The sequence below is a fragment of the Xanthomonas sp. NCPPB 4037 genome, assembly GCF_041475695.2.
Classification (GTDB): Bacteria; Pseudomonadota; Gammaproteobacteria; order Xanthomonadales; family Xanthomonadaceae; genus Xanthomonas; species Xanthomonas campestris.
In genome coordinates this window covers 3,536,134-3,557,480 of the sequence record NZ_CM191261.1, presented here as the reverse complement: position 1 = coordinate 3,557,480, position 21,347 = coordinate 3,536,134, and the positions used below count along the sequence as shown (strand labels likewise).

Here is a 21,347-nt window from a genome sequence, read left to right as displayed (position 1 = left end):
CCTGCGGTGCGTGCAAGCTGGGGCAGCGCGTGGGTGACCGCAGGCAGCCCCCGTGGAATGCTTCTGACAGAATTGGATTTGCGCGCTAAACCACGTGTTCCCAACATGTGTTTCCAATCGGCGTTGGGCGCGTGGCGATCGCGCACGCGCCTGGTACTGGCTGGTAGCGCGCATGTCCGGACACGCGCGTCGCAACTCGCTAGCGGGAAATCGCCTTCAATAATTCGCCATTGAAGCGCAACGGATCCTGCACCTGTGGCGAATGTCCCAGGTCGGCGAATTCAACCAGCGTGGCATTCGGAATGGCCTCGGCGGCGCGTTTGCCCAGCTTGGTGTAATCGCCCACGCGCGCCTTCACCTCTGGCGGTGCAGTGTCTTTGCCGATGGCAGTGCGGTCCTTGAGCCCGATGAACAGCGTGGTTGGCACAGCGAGCTTGGGCAGCTCGTAAACCACCGGCTGATTGAACACCATGTCGTAGGTCAGCGCCTGATTCCACGCCACGGCCTGTTTGCCGTTGCCCAGCGACATACCGGCCTGCATGCGCGCCCAGCGCTCGAATTCCGGCTTCCATTGGCCAGCGTAGTACACGTCCATCTGGTACTTCTTGATGCGCTCGAAGCTGATCTTCAGCTCGTTGTCGTACCAAGCATCCACGCTGCGCCACGGAATGCCTTCGGCCTTCCAGTCTTCCAGCCCGATCGGGTCGACCAGCGCGAGGTGCTCGGTCGCTTGCGGGTACATCAGTGCATAGCGGATCGCGAGCATGCCGCCCATCGAGTGCCCAACCACCACGGCGCGCTGGAGACCGAGCTTCTGCAGCAGGGCATGCGTGTTGTCGGCGAGCTGTGCGAACGAGAACTGATAGGCGGCCGGTTTGCTGGATTTGCAAAAGCCCACCTGGTCCGGCGCGATCACGCGGTAGCCGGCCTTGCTCAGTGCGGCGATGGTTTGCTCCCAGGTGGCGGCGCAGAAGTTCTTGCCGTGCAGCAGCACGGCGGTGCGCCCGTTGGCTTTGCCCGTCGGCGCAACATCCAGGTACGCCATCTCCAGCGCCTGCTGTTGCGACGTAAAGGCGTAAGTTTTCACTGGATATGGGTAATCGAAGCCTTCCAGGCGAGGGCCGTAACTGGCCTCCTGGGCCATCAGCGGGCCGCAGGCCAGCGCCAGGGCGAGAGAGCAGGCAAGGTGTCGCATCGCGATCTCCAGGTGAGCAATCCCGCAAGGCTACACAGCGCGCTGTGGTGAGCGCGTACAGCACGTGGCGGCCGCTACTGAGCGCCACTCAACGCTTGCGCTGTACAAGGGCGTCGCGGCTGTACTTGGATCGAACTGTCGAGCAACGGTGTGGTTGGCAGCTAGCGTCACGCTGGCCATCGCGCTTTGACGCGCGCTTGTCAGAACAGGCGAGTGGAGAAATAAAAGAAGAATCGCAGACGCGTGCGAGGGCAACACGGTGCCACGCGCACCACGCGGGCGATTGCGATCAACGTATCCACGGCGCGCCGCGGTGCCGTACGGCCGCTGCTTGGAACAAGCGCAGCGTCCGCGCGCAGTACTGTCATGTTGTCCAACCGGTCACCGCTTGCGTCCAGCAGATGATGGCCGGTCTTGTGTCACGCACGCACTAAGAGCAGCGATCAAAACGACTGCGCGGCTGCCAGGCGGGCGCGGCCGGTGCTCGGAATCGGCATGTACCCACGTACATTCCGGTTCCTCCGCGCCGTCCGCACCCACCCGACGACTGCTCGCTACGTTTTGTTAGCCGCTCTAAGCCAGGCACCGACTCAACATTCGATGACATTCACCGCCAGCCCGCCACGGCTGGTTTCCTTGTACTTGTCCTGCATGTCACGGCCGGTGTCGCGCATGGTCTTGATGACCTTGTCCAGTGACACCTTGTGCTTGCCGTCGCCACGCATGGCCATGCGGCTGGCGTTGATGGCTTTCACTGCCCCCATCGCGTTGCGTTCGATGCAGGGGATCTGCACCAGCCCGCCGATCGGGTCGCAGGTCAGGCCGAGGTTGTGCTCCATGCCGATTTCCGCTGCATTCTCGATCTGCCCGGGGTTTCCGCCGAGCGCGGCGACCAGGCCGCCGGCGGCCATCGAGCAGGCCACGCCCACTTCGCCCTGGCAGCCCACTTCGGCACCGGAAATCGAGGCGTTTTCCTTGTACAGGATGCCGATTGCCGCTGCGGTGAGCAGGAAGTCGAAAATGCGTTGTTCCGAAGCGCCCGGGCAAAAACGATCGAAGTAATGCAGCACCGAGGGAATGATGCCGGCTGCACCGTTGGTGGGCGCAGTGACCACGCGGCCGCCTGCGGCATTTTCTTCGTTGACCGCGAGTGCGTAGAGGTTGACCCAGTCCAGCGTGGTCAACGGGTCGCGCATCGCCGCTTCGGGTTTGGAGGAGAGCTCGCGGTACAGCGCGGGCGCACGGCGCGAGACGTTCAGGCCGCCGGGCAGGGTGCCTTCTTCGCGAATGCCGCGTGCCACGCACGACTGCATGGCGTTCCACAGCTCCCGCAGGCCGGCGCGGATCTCGTCTTCGCTGCGCCAGCTCTTTTCGTTCTCGAACATCAGTTGCGCAATGCTCAGGCCGCTGCGCGCGCATTGCGCCAGCAGCTCGTCGCCGCTGAGAAACGGGTAAGGCAATGGGGTCTCGTCGGCCACGATGCGGTCGTCGGCGGCGTCGTCCTGGTTGACCACGAAACCGCCGCCCACTGAATAGTAATCGCGCGTGGCAATCACCACTTCGGTCGCATCGTAGGCGGTGAAGCGCATGCCGTTGGTGTGGTAAGGCAGCTTCTGCCGCTTGTTCATCGGCAGGTCGCGCTTTTCGTCGAAGCTGATTGCGTGCTGGCCCATCAGGTTGATGCGCTTGCTGCTGCGGATGCGCTCGAGCGTGGCGGGGATGACATCCGGGTCGATCAGGTTCGGGCGATGCCCTTCCAGCCCGAGCAGTACCGCCTTGTCGGTGCCATGGCCGCGCCCGGTCAACGCCAGCGAGCCGAAGACTTCGGCGCGCAGACGTGTCACCTCCTGCAAGCGGCCGGTATCGAGTAACCAGCGGTGGACGAAGCGCTCGGCGGCGCGCATCGGCCCCACGGTATGCGAGGAACTCGGACCGATACCGATCTTGAACAGGTCGAACGTGCTGACAGCCATGCGTGCCGGAGAGGTGAGCAAGAAGCCCGCTATTCTAAGCGCTTGGCGATTGCAGCACGGCTGCAGCGCAGCATGAGACCCCCGCATGGCCCTGACCCTTTACCAGCGCGACGACTGCCACCTCTGCGACCAGGCCGTGGAAGTGCTGGCCCAGGCGCGCGCAGGCGCGTTCTTCAGCGTGTTCATCGACGACGATGCGGCGCTAGAGTCCGCTTATGGTCTGCGTGTGCCGGTGTTGCGCGACCCGATGGGGCGTGAGCTGGACTGGCCATTCGATGCGCCACGTCTGCGCACCTGGCTGGACGCTGCACCCCATGCATGAGAGATAAAAAAACGGCGGACCCGACGAGGTAGTCCGCCGTTCAGTGGCCGCGTCCTGGTGCGGCCGGTGGCGCGTCACTTCGCCTTGAACACCACCTTGGTGCTGATTGCCGTTTCGTTGGGAATGGTCTTGGTATCGGTCCAGTCGCCGCCGCCCACGCCGAAGTCCAGGCGCTTGACGGTGGCCTTGCCGGCCAGCACCGGCTGCGCACCGGGCGTCCAGGTGAAGGTCAGCGTGACCGGCTTGCTGACACCGCGCAGCTCCAGGGTGCCGTCGGCGGCGTACTGGTTGCCGCCCAGCGCGCGGAATTTCTCCGCGTGGTAGCGCGCGGTGGCGAACTTGGCCACGTTGAAGAAATCCGGCCCCTGCAGGGTGGAATCACGGTCGCCGTTGCCGCTCTTGGCACCGGCCAGCGGGATGCGCACATCGAGCTTGGCGCCGGCCAGGTTGGCGGGATCGAAGCTCAGCGTGGTGTCGAAGCCCGGGAAGGTGCCGGTGAACACTTCGCCGTCGTACTTGCTGGCAAACACCAGCGAGGAGCCGGGCGCCTGGACATAGTCGGCGGCCAGCACCGGGGCGGCGGCGAAGGTGGCGACCAGCGCGGACGCAACCAGCAGGGGGGAGGCAAACAGCCTGGAAGACATGCGACATCCTTTACGGTTTGGGGGAGAGCCAGCCACGCGGCAGCATGCGCGTCAGCGTGGCATCGCGTTGGAAGAGATGGTGGTAAAGCGCGGCGCCGGCATGCGCCAGGACCACGGCAATCAACAGCCAGAAGCCCCATTCGTGCACGGCGTGCGACACCGCGCGCAGCTGCTCGTCCGGTGCGCTGAGCTTGGGCACGTTGAACAGGCCGAACCAACGGAACGGGCGCAGCCCGCTGGTGGAGTCGTACAGCCACCCGGACAGCGGCATCGCGAAGATCATCGCGTACAGCAGCCAGTGGGTGAACCCGGCGATGCGTTCCTGCCAGCTTGGCGTGCCCGGCACCGGTGGCGGGGCGCCGGCATATAGCCGCCAGCCCAGGCGGGCGATGACCAGGGCCAGCACGGTCAGGCCCACGGATTTGTGCGCGGTGTAGACCCAGAAATACTTGGGCGTCTTGGGCAGCTCGCCCATGGTCAGGCCGACGATGCCTAGCACCAGGATCAGCAGCGCGATCAACCAGTGCAGGGTCTGGCTGACGCCGCCCCAGCGCTCCACATTCTTCAGGCTCATCGGCCGCTCTCCGTATCGGTGGTCGCTGGCGCGGGTTGCTCCGGCGCGGCGGGCTCGGTGGTCTTGCCGGCATCGTCGTCGCTGTCGGCGCGGCCTTCGCGGACGGCCTCGGCTTCGATGCGTAGCTCGACGGTGTCGCCGATCATCGACTTCCAGGCATCCACGCCGAACGCGGCGCGGCTGAGCGTGGCCGTGGCCGAGAAGCCGGCGGTGCGGCGGAACGGCGGCAATGGATGCCGCTTGAGCGCATTGAGGGTGACGTCCAGCGTGACCGGCCGGGTGACCCCGTGCAGGGTGAGGTTGCCGGTGACCTTGGCGTGGGTCGCATCGCTGGCTTCGACCTTGGTGGAGACGAAATGCGCGTCAGGAAAGCGCTCGGCGTCGAGTAGGTTGCGTGCCAGGGTGGCCTCGTTCCATTTCGCATCGCCCAGGTCCGCGCGTCGCAGCGGCACGGTGACCTCGAGCGTTGCCGCCGCCCAGTCGTCCGCGTCGAACACCAGGGTGCCGCTGCTGCCGGATACCGTGCCCAGAGCCTTGGAAAACCCGGCATGTTCCACCGCGAACAGCACCCGGGTGTGGACCGGATCCAGCGCGTAGCGCACCGGCGCGGCGGCGGCGAGGCTGGTCAGGACCAGTGCGGGGAAGGCCAGCAGGCGGGCGAGAGGCGTCATGGGCGGATTCTAGACACATCCCGGCAGCGCGCGCTTGGCTTGCGTTCGCAACGATCCGTTGCGAGCATGCTGGCTGGACGTGGAAAGGATGCCCACATGCGTTTGCTGTTGTTCGTCGTGCTTGCTGTCCTGGCAGGGGTTCCTGCGTTGGCAGAGGTGCCAGCCATTCCGAGGTTCCGCATCGTGGGCCCGGCCGATGGGCTGCCGTCGACCATGATCACCGCCATTGCGCAGGATCGCGCCGGTTATTTGTGGATGACCACCGGCGACGGGTTGATCCGCTACGACGGCGCCGGGTTCAAGGTGTGGCGCAACGACCCAGCCGACCCACGCTCGCTCAGAAGCAATCTGCTGCAGGCGATCTATATCGACGCACAAGATCGCATCTGGCTGGCGCTGGGCGGAGCCGGTGTGGCGATGTTGAGCGCCGATCGCGCCACCTTGACCGCTTACCTGCCTGAGAATGTGCCGGAGTTGTCGTTCGGTGACGTCTACGCGATTGCAGGGCGCGGCGACGAAATCTGGTTCGGCATGTCCACCGGCAACGTGCTGCGCCTGGATGCAAAGGGAACGTTCACCTCGCTCGATCTGGCCAAGATGGACGACCCGCTGGCGCCCAGCGCGGTGTACGCGCTGGCGCTAGATGATCGCGACCGGATGTGGATCGGCACGCTCGGCGGCCTGGCGTATCACGATGGTCTGGCCGCGCACCGCGTGCACCCAGATGGCGACGACAGTGGCATCAATGCGCTGCAGTGGGTGGGGCAACGGTTGTGGGCTGCCACCGACACCGGATTGCGTTACATGGATCCCTCCGGCGTCTGGCACACACCGTCGTGGGCGCCGATGTTTGCGGCGGGCAACCGAGTGTGGACCGTTGCCGACGCAGGCGACGGCGAGTTCTGGCTAGGGACCGAGCAAGGGCTCTGGCATACCCGGCCCGGGCAGCCACCGGTCCCCGTCAACAACGGTGATTCCCCGTTGGTGTCCAACCGGCACGTCACTACCATCTGGCGCAGCCCGCATGGCGGCATCTGGGTGCCGCTGCATGGGCGTGGTCTGGCCTATCTGCGTGAAGATTGGCGTCGTACTGCGGCCTTCAAACAGGTCAACGATCAGGGCAAGGGGCTGTCCTGCAGTCTTGCACCGGCTGCGCGATCCGGCGGGCTATGGCAGTTCGATGGCAACGGGCGTCTGCTGCGCTACGACACATCATCCGGCGCCCTGATTCAGACCGGCATCCAGGCTGCGGATCTGGGCACGATGCAGATCACCACCGCGCTGGAAGACAGCCGCGGCAAGCTCTGGCTGGCCAGCGGTGAATATGGATTGTCGCGCCTGGACCTGCGCACCGGCGCGCTGGAGCACTTCAGCGACGAAGGCCCGGCCGAGGCGGCACTGTGGATCGGCGAACCGGGCGACGGCACGGTGTGGGCCACTTACGAGCAAGTCATCCAGCAGCGCGATCTGGCCACTGGGCGCCTGTTGGAGACGATCGATCAACAGCATCCGCATGGGCTGACGGAAGTGGTGTCGCCGCAGATCCGCAAGGGGCCGGATGGGCGGATGTGGTTGAGCGCCTTCGGCGGCATGTATGCGTGGCAGGCCGCAACGCGGCGCTTCGTCTCGGTGCCAGGGCTGAAGACGGACGAGACGCTTCAGGCCTTCGTGGTCGAAGATGCAACGCACCTGTGGCTGTATCGCGCAGGCAGTCTTGAGCGCTGGTCCAGTGATGGCGCTGTCTGGAAACGGGAACGCCGCATCCGTTCTGCCGAGGGTTTTCCGGCGATGGACGCCTACGGGCTGGAACGCGATGGCGCCGGCCGGCTCTGGATGTCCGGGCCACGCGGCCTGTGGCGCATCGATCCGCGCACGGTGCAGGCACGCATCCGCAGTTTCGGCGTGCGCGATGGCTTGACCAGTCTGGAGTTCAGCCACCGCTGTCTGATGATGGCCCGCAACGGTGTGCTCATGGGCGGAACAGCCGATGGCTACACTGTGCTGATCGACACGCAGGCGCCGGACGTGCCCTCGTTCACCCCGGCAATGCGCCTGGAAACGGTCAGCGTGCAGCTTGCCGATCGGCGCCGCATGCTGCCGATCAGGGGTGGTTTTTCGCTCTCGCCAGACGATCGCCAACTGCGCATCAACATGCGGCTGCTGTCGTTCGTGGACCCCATGGCCAACCGGTATCGCACCCGCCTCAGTGGCTTCGACACCGGCTGGGTGGATCACGATGCCGGCGGGATGCGCGAATTCTCGTCCTTGCCGCCTGGCGATTATGTGCTGGAAATGCAGGGGATCGACCCGCTGGGTAACGCCTCCAAGGTGCAGACGCTTGAATTCACTGTCAATCCCCCCTGGTGGCGCAGCCGTCTCGGCATCGCCGTGATGGTCTTGGTCGGCATGATGTTGGGTGTCTTGCTCGCCGCCGCTTATCGCCGGCGCGTGCGTATGCGTGCGCAATGGCAACTGGCGCAGCACAAGCGTGAGCTCGCCGAACAGGCCTCGCAGGCGAAGACGCGTTTTCTGGCGACGCTTGGGCATGAAGTGCGTACCCCCATGACCGGTGTGCTGGGCATGAGCGAGTTGTTGCTGCAAACGCCGTTGGATGGGCGCCAGCAGGGCTATGCCAGCGCGATCCAGTCGGCGGGCAAGCACTTGCTGCGGCTGGTCAACGATGCGCTGGATCTGGCGCGTATCGAGGCGGGCAAGCTGGCCTTGGACGATCGCGATTTCGATCTGCGTCAGTTGATCCGGCAGGTGGTCGAACTGGTGCGGCCCAGTGCCGAGCAGAAGCAGCTTGCGTTCGAGTGCCACCTGGATGAGAGCCTGCCGCGCGCGCTGCATGGCGATGCGAACCGGGTCCAGCAGATCCTGCTCAACCTGTTGTTCAACGCGGTCAAGTTCACCGAGCGCGGGCAGGTGCGTCTGCGCGTGTTGCCCCTGCAGGCGGGCGGCGGCGGTATCCGCGTGGAGGTCAGCGACACCGGGCCGGGCATGAGTGAAGAGCAGCGTGGGCGGCTGTTCCAGCGCTTCGAACAGGCCGAGGGAGGGCGCACGACCACGCGGCATGGCGGCAGCGGGCTGGGCTTGGCGATCTGTCGCGAGTTGGCAGCGGCGATGGGCGGGTCGGTGGGCGTCAGCAGCGCGTTGGGCCAGGGCGCCTGTTTCGCGGTGGAGCTGCCGCTGCGCTGGGTGAGCACGCCTGCGCCTTCGACCACCGTGGTGACGCGTGCGGTTCCGCCGGTGCACCAGGCGCCGCTGCAGTTGTTGCTGGTCGAAGACGACGTGACCGTGGCGCAGGTGATCGTTGGCCTGCTGCAGGGGCGCGGGCATCACGTCACGCACGTGTTGCATGGCCTGGCGGCATTGGCTGAGGTGAGCGCGCGCAGCTTCGACGCGGGCCTGTGCGACCTGGACCTGCCGGGGCTCGATGGCGCGGCGCTGGTGGCGCAGCTGCGCGCACGCGGCGTGCGCTTCCCGATCGTGGCGGTGACCGCGCGCGCCGATGCCGACGCCGAGCCCCAGGCGCTGGCCGCCGGATGCAATGGGTTCTTGCGCAAGCCCCTCACCGGTGACCTGCTGGCACAGGCCTTGGCCCAGGTCCTGGCCGACGATGCGATGGACAAGGCGCCGCCGGAGACGCCGGTCTGAGTCCTGAACGCCAGCGTGCGGGTACAGTGCGACTGGCGGATGGCATTGGGGAATGCAGGGACGATGGGGATCACAGTGCAGATGCGGAAACATGCCGGCTGGGTGCTGGCTGCGGTGTTGCTGCTGATGGGCGCGAGTGCGCTGGCGGCAGAACAGATCGAAACACCACGCATGCGCCGGTTCGGTCCGGGCGATGGCTTGCCCTCGCGCATGGTGCTGGCCTTGGCACAGGACCGGCAAGGCTATGTCTGGGCCGCAACCAGCGATGGGCTGGCGCGCTATGACGGCATCGGCTTGCAGGTGTGGCAGCACGACCCACTGAGCGCGCGCTCGATCCCCGGCAACGAAGTGGAGACGCTGCTGGTCGATGACCGCGACAGGGTCTGGCTGGGCATCAATGGCTCGCCGCTGGCCATGTTCGATGCCGAGCGCGAGGGCTTTGTCAGCTTTCCCGCCGTCAGCAACGCCTGCGCCGGCCAGGTGTGGGCGCTGGCACAGGCGCAGGGCGCACTCTGGATCGGAACCAGCAACGGTGGCCTGTGCAGGCGCGAAGAAGACGGCCGGCTCACGGTCTTCCGTGCAACGCCCGATGCGCCGGACGGACTGCCCAGCGACACCATCATGAGCATGCTGACCGACGCACGCGGCCGGTTGTGGATCGGCACCGGCAGCGGGCTGGTGATGCGCGATGGCGAACGTTTCGTGCGCATTGCGCCCGAGCGCCTGAGTGCCACGGTCTTCAAGCTCAGCAAGGATCCGGATGGCACGTTGTGGGTCGGCAGCAGCAAGGGCCAGTACCGGGTCACGCCCGCTGGCGTGCTGGAGCCTGCGCCGTGGAAGGGTGCAGAGAACGTGCGCGCCGGGACCGTGGTGCACGACGTCCACGGGGGGTACTGGGTCGCTGCTGCCGACGGGTTCTTTCGCGTGGCCCCCGGAGAGACCGCGTTGCGGGTCATGGAGGGCGACCGTGGCAGCGGGTTTCTCACCGCAGAAAGTGGCGTGCTCGATCTCCTGCAGGATCGCCAGGGCGGGCTGTGGCTGGGGCTGATTTCACAGGGTCTGGCCTATCTGCCGCCGGACTGGCAACGCTTTTCCACCATCTTGCAGACCCAGGGCAAACCGCTGGAAAGCCTGTACCTGGTCAATGCCGCTGCCGATGGCGACAGCTTTCTGGTGACCACCGGCGACGGGGTGTATCGGCTTGGTGCACAGGGCGACGTGGTGCCGGTGATACACAGCGCGGCGCTCGGGGGTGGCACTGTGCAATCGGTATTACCCAACGCCGACGGCAGCCTGTGGATTGCGCTGCGGGATGACGTCACCCACTACGTCCCTGCGACCGGCAAAAAGCGCCGGCTTGGGTTGCAAGTTAACCAGGACAAGAGCCAGCGACCGGAGTTGATGGCGCGCGGGATCGATGGCGAGTTCTGGCTGTCGATCGTGGAAGGCGGCGTGCAACGGCGTGCCGCAGACGGGCGCCTGCTGGCCGAGTTCCGCTTCGGGACCGATCTCAGCGAAGTCGGGGGCATGGTGCAGCAGCTCACCATCCGGCCAGACGGCTCGGCCTGGGTAGCGGCTGGCGATGGTCTGTGGGTCTGGCAGGGCGAGCGCTTCCGCCGGGTGATCGACGATGCCGAGCATGAGGTCTATGCACTGGCATTCGTGTCGCCACGCGAATTCTGGGCCGGGCGCCCCGGGGCGCTGGAGCGATATGGTTGGGATGGCCACAAGGCCACGCTGCTTGAGCGCGTGGGCCATGCGCAGGGGATGCCGGCCACCGAGATCCGCGGCCTGGCGCTGGGAGGCACGGACACGGTGTGGGCCACCACTTCGCGTGGCTTGTTCGCCTACCGACGCGGCCAACCGCAGGTGCGCATGTTCGGTCAACGCGACGGCCTGCCGGACAGCGAATTTTCGATGCGTCCGCCCGTGACCGGCCCCAGCGGGCAGGTGTTGGCGCTGACCACCAGCGGCATCGTGTTGTTCGATCCCACGCGGCCGTTCGCCCCGGTGCCGCAGGCACAGTTGGTGATCCAGTCGGTGCAGGTGCGCCGCAACGATGCCGAACGCCCGCAGCAGGTGCCACACAAGCGGCCGATCGTGCTGCATGCACGCGACCGCGACCTGCGCATCAGCGCACGGCTGCTGTCGTTCGTGGATCCGGGGCTTGCCCGTTATCGCTATCGCGTGGATGGCTACGACGAGCGTTGGGTGGAGCAGGGCGCAACCGGCGAACGTGTCATCTCGCGGTTGCCGCCAGGCGACTACCAGGTGCAGGTACAGGCACGCGCAGGCACCGGCGACTGGGTCGCCGCACCTGCGTTGACGCTGCAGGTGCAGCCACCATGGTGGCTGAGTCCGGCGGCGCAGATGGTTGCGGTGGCGGTGTGCCTGTTGCTGTTCGGTCTGGGTGTGTGGGCGTGGCGGCGGCGGGTGCGGCGTCAGCAGGAATGGGTGCTGGCGCGGCAGCGTCAGCAGCTAGCCGAGCAAGCATCGATTGCCAAGTCGAACTTCCTGGCAACGCTGGGGCATGAAGTGCGCACGCCCATGACCGGCGTGCTGGGCATGAGCGAGTTGCTGCTGGCCACGCCGCTGGATGCAAAGCAGCGCAGCCACGTCGATGCGATCCGCAAGGCGGGTGCGCATCTGCTGCGGCTGGTCAACGACGCGCTGGATCTGGCGCGCATCGAGGCCGGCAAGCTGGAACTGGTGCAACAGCCGTTCGAACCGTCGCAGCTGACCCAGGAACTGGCCGATTTCATGCATCCCATCGTCGAGGCACGCGGCCTGCGCTTTCACTATCGCAATCAGCTGCCCGCCGCGCTGGTGGTGGTGGGCGATGCCACGCGCGTGCGTCAGATCCTGATCAACCTGCTGGGTAATGCGATCAAGTTCGCCGAGCGCGGCGAGGTGGGGCTTACCGTTAGCCAGCATGGCGACTGCCTGCGTTTCAAGGTGCGCGATTCCGGGCCGGGCATCGGGCCGGAGCAACAAAAACGCCTGTTCCAACGCTTCGAACAGGGCGAGGGCGCGCGCACCAATGCGCGCTACGGGGGCAGCGGATTGGGCCTGGCCATTTCGCAGGAACTCACCGTGGCGATGAAGGGCAAGATTCGCGTGCGCAGCCGGCTCGGGGTCGGCACCCAGTTCACGGTGGATCTGCCGTTGCCGATCGACCGCTCGCCCCTGCGTCCGGTTGCTGGCGAGACGCGCACGCCAGCTGGCGCACCGCTGCGCATCCTGCTGGTGGAAGACGACCCCACTGTGGCCGAGGTGATCAGCGGCCTGTTGGCCGGGCGCGGCCATCGGGTGGTGCATGCCGCACACGGTTTGGCGGCCTTGTCCGAAGCGGTCGACGGCGAGTTCGATGTGGCGCTGCTGGACCTGGATCTGCCCGGGCTGGACGGCTTCGCTCTGGCGGCGCAACTGCGTCGGCTCGGGCACGCATTCCCGCTGCTGGCGGTGACCGCACGCGCCGATGGCGACGCACAAACGCAGGCACAGGCCGCCGGGTTCGATGGATTTCTGCGCAAGCCGGTCACTGCCGACATGCTGGTCGAGGCGATCGCCGCCGTGCAGGCTGTGGCACGCGAGCGTGACCGGGCAACGCCGCTGCTTGGGTGACTTGGCGACGTCGGTCAATGGCGATCTTCTACTGGCGAGCGGATGCGAAACCCGGCGCAGCGCTGTTCAACGCCGCGCCAAGCGGGCGTGCAGCGCTTCGATTCGCCCAGCAATGCATGGCGCCGATCGCGCCTGGCAGTAGTTGATCCTGAGTAGTGGTAGAGCTGCGACCCGCCCCGGCCTGATGTGATGCGCCCCGCGTCGGTAACTACATGCGCGCTGCTCGGCCGTGGGCTGCCACACGCTGCCGGCCTGATCCGGGCAAGCCGGTTGACGCTAACGCAACGCTATGCGTTTGCAACTACAGATGCCTCGCTGCTGGTGCTGCTCTGCAGATACTCCAAGCATGCAGCCGATGGCTCACCGAAGCAGTGCAGCGCGCAACCCATCGCGGATTGCCAGCGTGAACGCTTGAGGTTGCTCGCGCTTGCCGGCGCAGCGCGTGGCCCGCACTATGCGGCGACTTGTCGTGAAACGTGTCCAGTGCGCCTTTTTCCGTCTGTTCTCCATTGGTTTGTCGCCTTATTGCTGCTGGGCCTGTGCGTGACCGTGTCACCGGCACTGGCCGCGCGTGCGCCGGTGATGCCGGTGCCCAATCAGGTCACGGTTGCAGACGGGTTGCCATCGGACGTCATTGGTGAACTGGCCGAAGACAAGCAGGGCTACCTATGGCTGGCCAGCGACGACGGGCTGGCCCGCTTCGATGGGCGTAACTACCGCATCTGGCGGATGGAAGAAGGCCTGACCGGTAACGCGATCTGGACCATCTGCGTCGATCAGGACAACCGGGTCTGGATGGGCTTTGAAAATGGCGGTGCCGGTTTTCTCGAAGCCAAGACACGCACCTTCAAGCCCCTGGAGAATGCGCAGTTCCCCGAATTGCGCCAGATCACGGTGTGGTCGCTGGCTCAGACCCCGAACGGCGACATCTGGCTCGGCACTGCAGCGAACGGGCTGTATCGCCGCCGCCCCGATGGCAGCATGCAGCAATTCTTGAATGTGCCCGGCGACTCGGCCAGCCTGCCCGCCGACGCGGTGAACGCACTCCGCGTGGCGCCTAACGGGACGCTGTGGATTGCAACGCCGGGCGGGCTGGTGCGCTGGGACGGCAAGCAGTTCACACGTGTGGCGCTGCCGGGAAGCAGTCAGACGGTGGGCCGGCTGCGTCTGGAGCGCGATGGCAATACGTTGTGGGTGACCGATGGAGCAGGCGAGCTGTTTCGCCTGGATGCCGAGGGGCGTTTCAGTCCCCATCCGTGGCAAAACATGCCCGCGAACCAGCGTGTCTACAACGTCTTGTTGCGCGATCGTCGTGGGCGTTATTGGCTCGATACCAACGCCGGCATGGCGCTGTCTGAGACCGGCACCGATGTGGTCCGCGTGCCGATCTACAGTTTCACTGCGCACAGTTTGGTAAATCGCAACTGGATCGACTCCTACGAGGATCGGGAAGGCGGGCTGTGGTTTGCCGCGCTGGAAGGTGGCCTCTGGCACCTGCTGCCGCATTGGGACACCTTTGCGGTGTTGGCGCATCGCCCCAAGGAGCCTCATTCGCTGGCCAATACGTCCGTCCTGGCGACTGTCGCCTCGGCTTCGGGCGGCGTGTGGCTGGTCGGCAGCAAAGGTGTGCTGGAACGGCTCGACCCTGCCACCGGCCGCTTGCAGACGCATCTGGAGCACATCGACCCGCTGCATCCGCCCGACTCGGTCTTCGAGGACACACGTGGGGTGGTCTGGATTGGCGTGGAAGGCACGCTGGTGCGCTACGACCCGCGGACCCGGCAGGTCAAACGGTTGCCCATCCGTGCAGATGTGGCACCTGATGCCGAGGGGGCCGCCGATCGCCCCCTGTGGATGGCAGAGGATGGGCAGGGGCAGCTGTGGGTCTCGGTGCTCGAATACGGCCTGCAGCTGCGCGATGCACAGGGCAGCTTGTTGCGGACCATCGTCAACGGCACGCATGGGCTGGAGCCGCTGACCATTCTGGACATCGGCACCGGCCCGGACGGCCAGGTCTGGTTGTCCAATAACGCCGGTCTGCGGCGCTGGGACCCGCGCGCGGATCGGTTTGTGCCGGTTCCCGGTGCGCCGTCCCAGGCCACCTATGTGTTTCGGTTCGCCGAAGGCGGCGTGGTCTGGCTGGGCGTGGTCGGCGAAATACGCCGGTATCTGTGGGACGGCACCCAGCTCAAGCTGCTGGACAGCATCGGCAAGGACCAGGAATTCCCGATGGTGGCGCCCAACGGGTTGGTGGTCCATGCAGGCGGGGTGGCCTGGGTGTCGAGCCAGCGTGGGCTGATCCGGATCGACCCCGGCAGCAAGTTAGTGCGCGTGTACGGTGTGCACGACGGGCTGCCCAACCCGCTGATGATCAACCGGACACTGGTGCAAGCCACTGGCGGGCAGATTGTCGGTGCGGCGCCGGATGGGGTGGTGGTGTTCGATCCTACCGCCATGCATCCCAATACCCGCAGGCCACCACTGCTCATCGAGCGCGTTGGCGTGCGGCGTGGCGAGCGTGGTCTCGACATCACCGGGCAGGAGCCACTCACCATCCTTGACGACGACCGCGACCTGCACATCGTTGCGCGCATGCCCACCTTTACGCATCCGGATTCGTCGAGTTACCGCTTCCGCCTCAGTGGCTACGACCCGGATTGGATCGATGTCGGCCCCAGCGGCGAGCGCCTGTTCTCGCGCCTGCCACCGGGCGACTACACGCTGGAAGTGCAGGGCCGCACTGCCGACGGTATCTGGTCGGCCAGCCAGACGCTGACCTTCCAGGTGCTGCCGCCGTGGTGGCGTAGTCCATGGGGGCTGGTGCTGCTCACCCTGCTGGCGCTGTGTGTCGTGGTGGCAGCGGTGCTGCTGTATCGCCGCCGCCTGCGCCGCCTCAACGCCTGGCAGCTGGCCGTGCACAAGCAGGAGCTGGCCGAGCAGGCGTCGCTGGCCAAGACACGCTTCCTGGCCACGCTCGGCCATGAGGTCCGCACGCCGATGACCGGTGTGCTGGGCATGAGCGAGCTGTTGTTGAAGACCCAGCTGGACCACAAGCAGCGCAGCTATACCGAATCGATCCGGCGCGCCGGCTCGCATCTGCTGCGGCTGGTCAACGATGCGCTGGATCTGGCGCGCATCGAGTCCGGTCGCCTGGAGCTGGATCTGCAGCCGTTCTCGGTGCGCCAGCTGGTGGCCGAAGTGGAGGCGCTGATGGCGCCGCTGGCGCAGGAGCGTGGGCTGCGTTTCAGTCTGGAAGTCGGCTTGCTTGGCGATATCACCGCCAGCGGTGACCCCACCCGTATCCGCCAGATCCTGCTCAACCTGCTCAGCAACGCGATCAAGTTCACCGAGCGTGGCGTGGTCGGGCTCAAGCTCAGCACGCTCGGTTCCTACCAGGGGCTGCGCTTCGAGGTGGCCGATACCGGGCCGGGCATCAATGCCGACCAGAAGGCGCGCCTGTTCCAGCGCTTCGAGCAGGGCGATGGCGCCAAGACCACCTCGCGCTACGGCGGCAGCGGCCTGGGCCTGGCCATCTGCCAGGAGCTGGCGATGGCGATGGGCGGGCATATCGAAGTGATCAGCCGCTTGGGCGCAGGCACGCGCTTTGTCGTCGACCTGCCGCTGCGCTGGGTTGCCTCCAATGCCGTGCTGGCCGGCGAGGTGGCACGCGACAGCGCAAACGTGGCGCCCTTGCGCATCCTGCTGGTGGAAGACGAACCCACCATCGCCGAGGTCATCGTGGGCCTGTTGCGTGCGCAAGGGCACTCGGTGGTGCACGCACCGCACGGGTTGGCCGCCCTCACCGAGGCCGCGGATAACGCATTCGATCTGGCACTGCTGGATCTGGATCTGCCCGGGCTGGACGGGTTCGCACTGGCGCGGCAGTTGCGCGTCTTTGGCTATGACATGCCGCTGATTGCGGTGACCGCACGCTCCGACGAAGCCGCCGAACCCACCGCGCAGCAGGCAGGCTTCGACAGTTTCCTGCGCAAGCCACTTACCGGCGACATGCTGGCCGATACGATTGCCGACGCGTTACGGCGAGTGCGTCCGCGCGATGAGTTGTAGCGCGGGCTTGGTGGGCAATGCAGAGATTGCCGTCGGCTCCGCAGGGCATGCCGTCCATGAGAAAAGCGGGAGCAACGTTCGCTTGTCCAAGTGCTGAAGCAGCATGCCGCCTGCATCCTATTGCCGAGGCATCTCAGCTGAGAAGCATTGCCGGGTGTGCATTAGGAAGTGAGGCGCAATCGCACGTGTCCGCGATGCCACGCGCATCAGAGCGCGCCAGCGTGACTGATAGCCGGCGGCGTCATGGCGGTATGCGCAAACGCACCGAAATTGTGGGCGCCCACTGCAGTCACGTAACTGCCGTAACGAGCACCGCACGCGCATGCCGCGGCAGCAATCAACTGCCATCAGCGCGCCGCCACCCGCATCACCCAAGCCTGCTCACTCGGCAACTTCTTCCACTTGCCTGGGATGCGGCAGCGTTTCGGCCAGCTGCCAGAAGATCAGCGTCGAAGACAAGGTGATCGCGCCGACGCACAAGAAGGTGGCGTGCAACGCCGCAGTAGCGCCGTGGCTGTCGCCAAGATGCGTGTTGAACGCCGCCAGCAAGCTGCCTGCCGCCGCCGCGCCAAACCCGGTGGCCAGCATCATCACCATTGACAGCAGGCTGTTGCCGGGGCTGGCCTGGTCGCGGTCCAGGTCGCGCAGGGTCACCGTGTTCATGACGGTAAATTGCAGCGAGTTCACCGCGCCGAAGCAGGCCAGCTGCAGCACGCGCAGCCACAGCGGCTGGCCCGCACTGATCAGCGCGAAGCTGGCCATCGCCAGACCCACCAGCACGGTGTTGAGCATCAGGATGCGGCGGTAGCCGAAGCGGCCGACCAGCTTCACCGCAGCGCGCTTGGCGGCCATGCCGGCCAGTGCCACCGGCACCATCATCAGCCCGGCATTCATCGGGCTCATGCCCAGACCCACCTGCAGCAGCAGCGGGATCAGGAACGGCATCGAGCCGCTGCCGACGCGCGCGAACAGATTGCCCAGAATGCCGATGCGGTAACTGGCCACCTTGAACAACGCCAAGGGGAACAGCCCCGCCGGTGCACTGGCCGCATGCAGCCAATAGCCGGCCAGTGCGGCCAGCCCGCCGATCGCCAGCAACATCACGAACGCATGGCGCAGGCCGAGCTCGGCAATGCCGTCCAACGCCAGCGAGAGCGCCACCATGCCGAACGCCAGCATCAGATAGCCGACCAGATCGAAGCGCTTGCGTGCGTCGCCGTAATGGTCCGGCATGATCTTCAGTGCGGCGATGAATCCGATCACGCCAATCGGCAGATTGATCAGAAACACCCAATGCCAGGAGGCGATCTCCACCAGCCAGCCGCCCAGCGTCGGCCCGATCAGCGGACCGATCAGCGCCGGGATCGCGATGAAGCTCATCGCCCGCAGGAAGTCGGCGCGCGCAACGGTCTTGAGCACCGCCAGCCGGCCGACCGGCAGCAACATCGCACCGCCAATGCCTTGCACCACGCGTGCGGCCACCAGCTGCGGCAATTGCTGCGCGGCGGCGCACAGCAACGAGCCCAGCGTGAACACGATAATCGCGGCGAGGAAGGTGCGGCGCGTGCCGAAACGGTCGGCGATCCAGCCCGAGACCGGGATGAACATCGCCACCGCCAACGCATAGCTGAAGACCACCGACTGCATCTGCAGCGGGCTCTCGCGCAAGCTGCGCGCCATCGACGGCAGCGCCGTATTGACGATGGTCGCATCCAGCATCTGCATAAAGATGGCCAGCGACACCAGCCACAACAGCGGCTTGATGGTGTCATAGGCGCGCATGACGGGAACGGGCTGAGACATGGGAGCTCCGTCGAGAGGACGAGGCATTATCCCCGCCGCGCTGTGCAGGAACTCAGAAGGGTGTGCGCATTTCCGGGGCTTTATCGATCGATGGGTTGGTGGTGTTCTCGACTACGCCGTACCGGGGCAGGTATTGGGCGTCTATCCCGCTACCTGGTGGGCCGAGCGGTTGCGCAGGGCATTGATCGTCGGCGTAGTTTGCCGCCGATCACGCAGTGCCGTGCGGTAGCAAACTTTTTGGCGTCTGCGTCGTTGCCTTATGCGCTCAACGGTTGCGCAGGGCTTCATTGATCAGCGTCTTGGTTGTGCCGTCCATCGCGGCGGGCAGTCCAGGTGTTCGGCGTCTGCGCCTCAACCTTGCGTGCTCAATGGTTATGCGGAGCGTGACCAATCGATGAGTGGGTGGTGCTGTCGATCGCGCGGTGCCGCGCCGACGTTCGGCATTTGCCTGTGTCTTGGTGTCCCCAACGGTCGTGCGGGACTGCATCGATTGATGCTTGGTTGTGCTGCTGGACACTGCAACGGGGCCAGGCGTTCGGCGTCTACGCCGGTGCTTTTGCGCCCAGCCGTGTCCACGATGGATCTGTTGCAAGCCGCACACGCCTGTCTGCAGGCGCGTGATCCGGTCGCACCGCACACTGGGATCACCCGTTTCGATCAAGGCTTGACCCCGGTACCCGCAGTGGCATTGTCGGGGCCCGATACCAACCAGTTGGCACGCCTGGCGGCCCTGGTAGCACACGCGTGCGGCTGGCGCTGGATTGCGGCTGGGATGGCAAACGCAGGGCGGCACGTTCGCCGCCAGCTTGGTGTATGTCAGAAGGCTTGTTTGAGCGCCATTTTCATGGGTTAGGGCGTGGGCTCACCAGTCGCTGTCGCATTGCGCTGACAGCACCCCATCGCACGACATCGGTCGCCACCATCGGCCCAGACCGACGTCGTGCACGATCGACAGCAGTGGCTGTCGATCGCTTGCTACCTCACCGCTTGCTCAGCGTCTGCACCGCTTCCACCAGCACGCCAACGTGATCCGGATTCATGTCCGGCGACATGCCGTGGCCGAGGTTGAAGACATGACCTTCGCGCGAGCCGCCGTTGCCGTACGCGTAGCTGTCCAGCGTCTTGCCGACTTCGCTGCGGATCGCGTCGGGCGAGCCGTACAGCGTGGCCGGGTCCAGGTTGCCTTGCAGGGCGACACGGCCGCCGGCGCGCTCGGCGGCGTCGGCCAGCGAGATCGTCCAGTCCACGCCCACCGCTTCGGCGCCGCTGGCCGCCAGCTCGGACACATAGGCGCCATTGCCCTTGCCGAACAGCACCAGCGGGGTGCGCTCTTCGCCGCTGCCGCGCTCCAGTTCCTGGGCGATGCGGGTGAGGTAGGGCAACGAGAATTCGCGGTACATCGCCGGCGACAACACGCCGCCCCAGGTATCGAACACCTGCAGCGCCTGCGCACCGGCCGCGCGCTGTGCGGACAGGTAGGCGATCACCGCATCGGTGACGGTGCTGAGCAGGTGGTGCAGCAGCTGCGGCGCGTTGAAGGCCATGGCCTTGATGCGCGCATATTCCTTGCTGCCGCCGCCTTCGATCATGTAGCAGGCCAGCGTCCACGGGCTGCCGGAGAAGCCGATCAGCGGCACCGCGCCATCCAGCTCGCGGCGGATCAAGCGCACCGCGTCCATCACGTAGCGCAGCTCGGTTTCCATGTCCGGCACGCCGAGGCGATGGATGGCGTCGGCATCACGCACCGGGTGGCGGAACTTGGGGCCTTCGCCTTCGACGAAATACAGCTCCAGTCCCATCGCATCGGGGATGGTCAGGATGTCGGAGAACAGGATCGCCCCATCCAGCGGAAAGCGCTCCAGCGGCTGCAGGGTGACTTCGCAGGCGATGTCCGGGTTCTTGGCCATGCCCAGGAAGCTGCCGGCGCGCGCGCGGGTGGCGCGGTATTCCGGCAAATAGCGGCCGGCCTGGCGCATCAGCCAGACGGGGGTGCGGTCCACGGGCTGGCGGCGCAGGGCACGCAACAGACGGTCGTTCTTGAGCATGGGGGTGATTCCTCAGCGCGGCGCGTCGGCGCCGCCGGTGATGACATGGAAGCCGCGTTTGAGCTGGGTGTCGCGGGCCTTTTCGAAGGCCCGGTCCGCCTCGTCCTGCAGCAGATATTGGTCGCGTCGCAGTTGCGTGCGCCCGCCAATCTGGCCGCTCTCGCGCAGCAGTTCCCAGCCACCGAACAGATCCGGTTGCAGGGTCAGCTGGACGTAGCGAAGCGGCTCGTTGCCGCCCGGATCGTGTTGCAGGAGGATGCGCATGGGCCAATTGTAGCCGGGCGCTGCTGAAGGCTGCGTTGGCTGGGTGCGGGGCGATTGCCGTGATCGCGAAGGCCTTGCGTGTGGGGGCGGCGGGCGGCTGGCAGGGGCGGCTGGCGGATGAGCGGCGGGTTGTCAGCTACAAGGGCAGAGGACGGCGCCGCGTAATGGCAGTGCCTTTGCGAGCGCGTGCAGTGAACGCGCAGCGTCTTGTTGAGTTGCCTGGCGGGCCGGGCAGTGCATGACCCATCAGATCGATGGTGCTCTGTAGGAGCGCGCTTGCGCGCGAGGGGCGTTACCGGCGAAAGCCCCATCGCGCGCAAGCGCGCTCCTACAAAGACGGGATATCGGCGCTGCGATTGGTTGGCGGTGTGGACCAGGACTGTGGGAGGACCGCCAAGCCAGAGATGTGGCATGACCGATCAGGTCGAGGGTGGCCCGCAGGAGCGCGCTTGCGCGCGAGGGCGTTATCGGGGAAGGCCCCATCGCGCGCAAGCGCGCTCCTACGAG

General features: G+C 66.1%; 12 protein-coding genes, 1 other RNA gene and 1 pseudogene. 6 read left to right on the top strand and 8 right to left on the bottom strand.

What is annotated here, in order from left to right:
- Window positions 1-199: 199 nt before the first annotated feature.
- Complete coding sequence (locus ACCQ01_RS15915) at window positions 200-1,195, bottom strand: alpha/beta fold hydrolase (RefSeq protein ID WP_228432011.1); 996 nt, start codon at window positions 1,193-1,195, stop codon at window positions 200-202.
- 495 nt (window positions 1,196-1,690) lie between these two features.
- Here ACCQ01_RS15915 and ACCQ01_RS15910 point away from each other — a divergent pair.
- A non-coding RNA gene (locus tag ACCQ01_RS15910) (sX9 sRNA) lies at window positions 1,691-1,765 on the top strand.
- Window positions 1,766-1,785: 20 nt separating this feature from the next.
- Here the strand turns inward: ACCQ01_RS15910 and ACCQ01_RS15905 are convergent.
- On the bottom strand, window positions 1,786-3,168 hold the full coding sequence (locus tag ACCQ01_RS15905) for an L-serine ammonia-lyase (protein ID WP_115001339.1): 1,383 nt from the start codon (window positions 3,166-3,168) through the stop codon (window positions 1,786-1,788).
- Between the two features lie 85 nt (window positions 3,169-3,253).
- Between ACCQ01_RS15905 and ACCQ01_RS15900 the strand changes: the two genes are divergently transcribed.
- Window positions 3,254-3,490, top strand: a complete 237-nt coding sequence (locus ACCQ01_RS15900) for a glutaredoxin family protein (protein WP_042594683.1) — start codon at window positions 3,254-3,256, stop codon at window positions 3,488-3,490.
- Window positions 3,491-3,564: 74 nt separating this feature from the next.
- On the opposite strand, the gene ACCQ01_RS15895 is transcribed toward ACCQ01_RS15900, so the two are convergent.
- Genes ACCQ01_RS15895 through ACCQ01_RS15885 form a run of 3 tightly spaced genes read right to left on the bottom strand, consistent with a single transcriptional unit; the run spans window position 3,565 to window position 5,379 of the window.
- Window positions 3,565-4,134: a YceI family protein gene (locus ACCQ01_RS15895; RefSeq protein WP_011037976.1), complete on the bottom strand. Its 570-nt coding sequence runs from the start codon at window positions 4,132-4,134 to the stop codon at window positions 3,565-3,567.
- Between the two features lie 10 nt (window positions 4,135-4,144).
- On the bottom strand, window positions 4,145-4,708 hold the full coding sequence (locus ACCQ01_RS15890) for a cytochrome b (RefSeq protein ID WP_014508516.1): 564 nt from the start codon (window positions 4,706-4,708) through the stop codon (window positions 4,145-4,147).
- Entirely contained in the window at window positions 4,705-5,379 is a 675-nt protein-coding gene (locus ACCQ01_RS15885) for a YceI family protein (RefSeq protein WP_228432013.1), read from the bottom strand. Before ACCQ01_RS15885 ends, ACCQ01_RS15890 begins: the two co-directional genes overlap by 4 nt.
- A gap of 96 nt (window positions 5,380-5,475) precedes the next feature.
- On the opposite strand from ACCQ01_RS15885, the gene ACCQ01_RS15880 reads away from it, so the two are divergent.
- From ACCQ01_RS15880 to ACCQ01_RS15870, 3 genes are all read left to right on the top strand, one after another.
- A complete protein-coding gene (locus ACCQ01_RS15880) occupies window positions 5,476-9,036 on the top strand; it encodes a hybrid sensor histidine kinase/response regulator (RefSeq protein WP_228432015.1) in 3,561 nt (1,186 codons plus the stop codon).
- Window positions 9,037-9,117: 81 nt separating this feature from the next.
- Entirely contained in the window at window positions 9,118-12,660 is a 3,543-nt protein-coding gene (locus ACCQ01_RS15875; protein ID WP_228432017.1) for a sensor histidine kinase, read from the top strand.
- Window positions 12,661-13,242: 582 nt separating this feature from the next.
- Window positions 13,243-16,728, top strand: coding sequence for a hybrid sensor histidine kinase/response regulator (locus ACCQ01_RS15870; protein ID WP_228432071.1), 3,486 nt, complete (start codon window positions 13,243-13,245; stop codon window positions 16,726-16,728).
- A 381-nt stretch (window positions 16,729-17,109) separates the two neighbouring features.
- On the opposite strand, the gene mdtD is transcribed toward ACCQ01_RS15870, so the two are convergent.
- Window positions 17,110-18,531 carry a multidrug transporter subunit MdtD gene (gene mdtD / locus ACCQ01_RS15865; RefSeq protein WP_228432018.1) on the bottom strand — a complete coding sequence of 474 codons (1,422 nt, stop codon included), beginning with the start codon at window positions 18,529-18,531 and terminating at the stop codon, window positions 17,110-17,112.
- A 631-nt stretch (window positions 18,532-19,162) separates the two neighbouring features.
- On the opposite strand from mdtD, the pseudogene ACCQ01_RS15860 reads away from it, so the two are divergent.
- Window positions 19,163-19,308, top strand: a pseudogene (locus ACCQ01_RS15860) (peptidase M28 family protein); the annotation flags it as partial.
- A gap of 203 nt (window positions 19,309-19,511) precedes the next feature.
- On the opposite strand, the gene hemE reads toward ACCQ01_RS15860, so the two are convergent.
- Together hemE and ACCQ01_RS15850 are read right to left on the bottom strand one after the other, a co-directional pair.
- Entirely contained in the window at window positions 19,512-20,576 is a 1,065-nt protein-coding gene (hemE, locus tag ACCQ01_RS15855; RefSeq protein WP_228432019.1) for a uroporphyrinogen decarboxylase, read from the bottom strand.
- Window positions 20,577-20,588: 12 nt separating this feature from the next.
- Complete coding sequence (locus tag ACCQ01_RS15850; RefSeq protein WP_011037968.1) at window positions 20,589-20,840, bottom strand: WGR domain-containing protein; 252 nt, start codon at window positions 20,838-20,840, stop codon at window positions 20,589-20,591.
- Window positions 20,841-21,347 lie beyond the last annotated feature (507 nt).

Excerpts from the sequence above, each read along its gene's own strand:
- ACCQ01_RS15915 (WP_228432011.1), bottom strand. The coding sequence starts at position 1,195 with ATGCGACACCTTGCCTGCTCTCTCGCCCTGGCGCTGGCCTGCGGCCCG.
- ACCQ01_RS15905 (WP_115001339.1), bottom strand. The coding sequence starts at position 3,168 with ATGGCTGTCAGCACGTTCGACCTGTTCAAGATCGGTATCGGTCCGAGT.
- ACCQ01_RS15900 (WP_042594683.1), top strand. The coding sequence starts at position 3,254 with ATGGCCCTGACCCTTTACCAGCGCGACGACTGCCACCTCTGCGACCAG.
- ACCQ01_RS15895 (WP_011037976.1), bottom strand. The coding sequence starts at position 4,134 with ATGTCTTCCAGGCTGTTTGCCTCCCCCCTGCTGGTTGCGTCCGCGCTG.
- ACCQ01_RS15890 (WP_014508516.1), bottom strand. The coding sequence starts at position 4,708 with ATGAGCCTGAAGAATGTGGAGCGCTGGGGCGGCGTCAGCCAGACCCTG.
- ACCQ01_RS15885 (WP_228432013.1), bottom strand. The coding sequence starts at position 5,379 with ATGACGCCTCTCGCCCGCCTGCTGGCCTTCCCCGCACTGGTCCTGACC.
- ACCQ01_RS15880 (WP_228432015.1), top strand. The coding sequence starts at position 5,476 with ATGCGTTTGCTGTTGTTCGTCGTGCTTGCTGTCCTGGCAGGGGTTCCT.
- ACCQ01_RS15875 (WP_228432017.1), top strand. The coding sequence starts at position 9,118 with ATGCGGAAACATGCCGGCTGGGTGCTGGCTGCGGTGTTGCTGCTGATG.
- ACCQ01_RS15870 (WP_228432071.1), top strand. The coding sequence starts at position 13,243 with ATGCCGGTGCCCAATCAGGTCACGGTTGCAGACGGGTTGCCATCGGAC.
- mdtD (WP_228432018.1), bottom strand. The coding sequence starts at position 18,531 with ATGTCTCAGCCCGTTCCCGTCATGCGCGCCTATGACACCATCAAGCCG.
- hemE (WP_228432019.1), bottom strand. The coding sequence starts at position 20,576 with ATGCTCAAGAACGACCGTCTGTTGCGTGCCCTGCGCCGCCAGCCCGTG.
- ACCQ01_RS15850 (WP_011037968.1), bottom strand. The coding sequence starts at position 20,840 with ATGCGCATCCTCCTGCAACACGATCCGGGCGGCAACGAGCCGCTTCGC.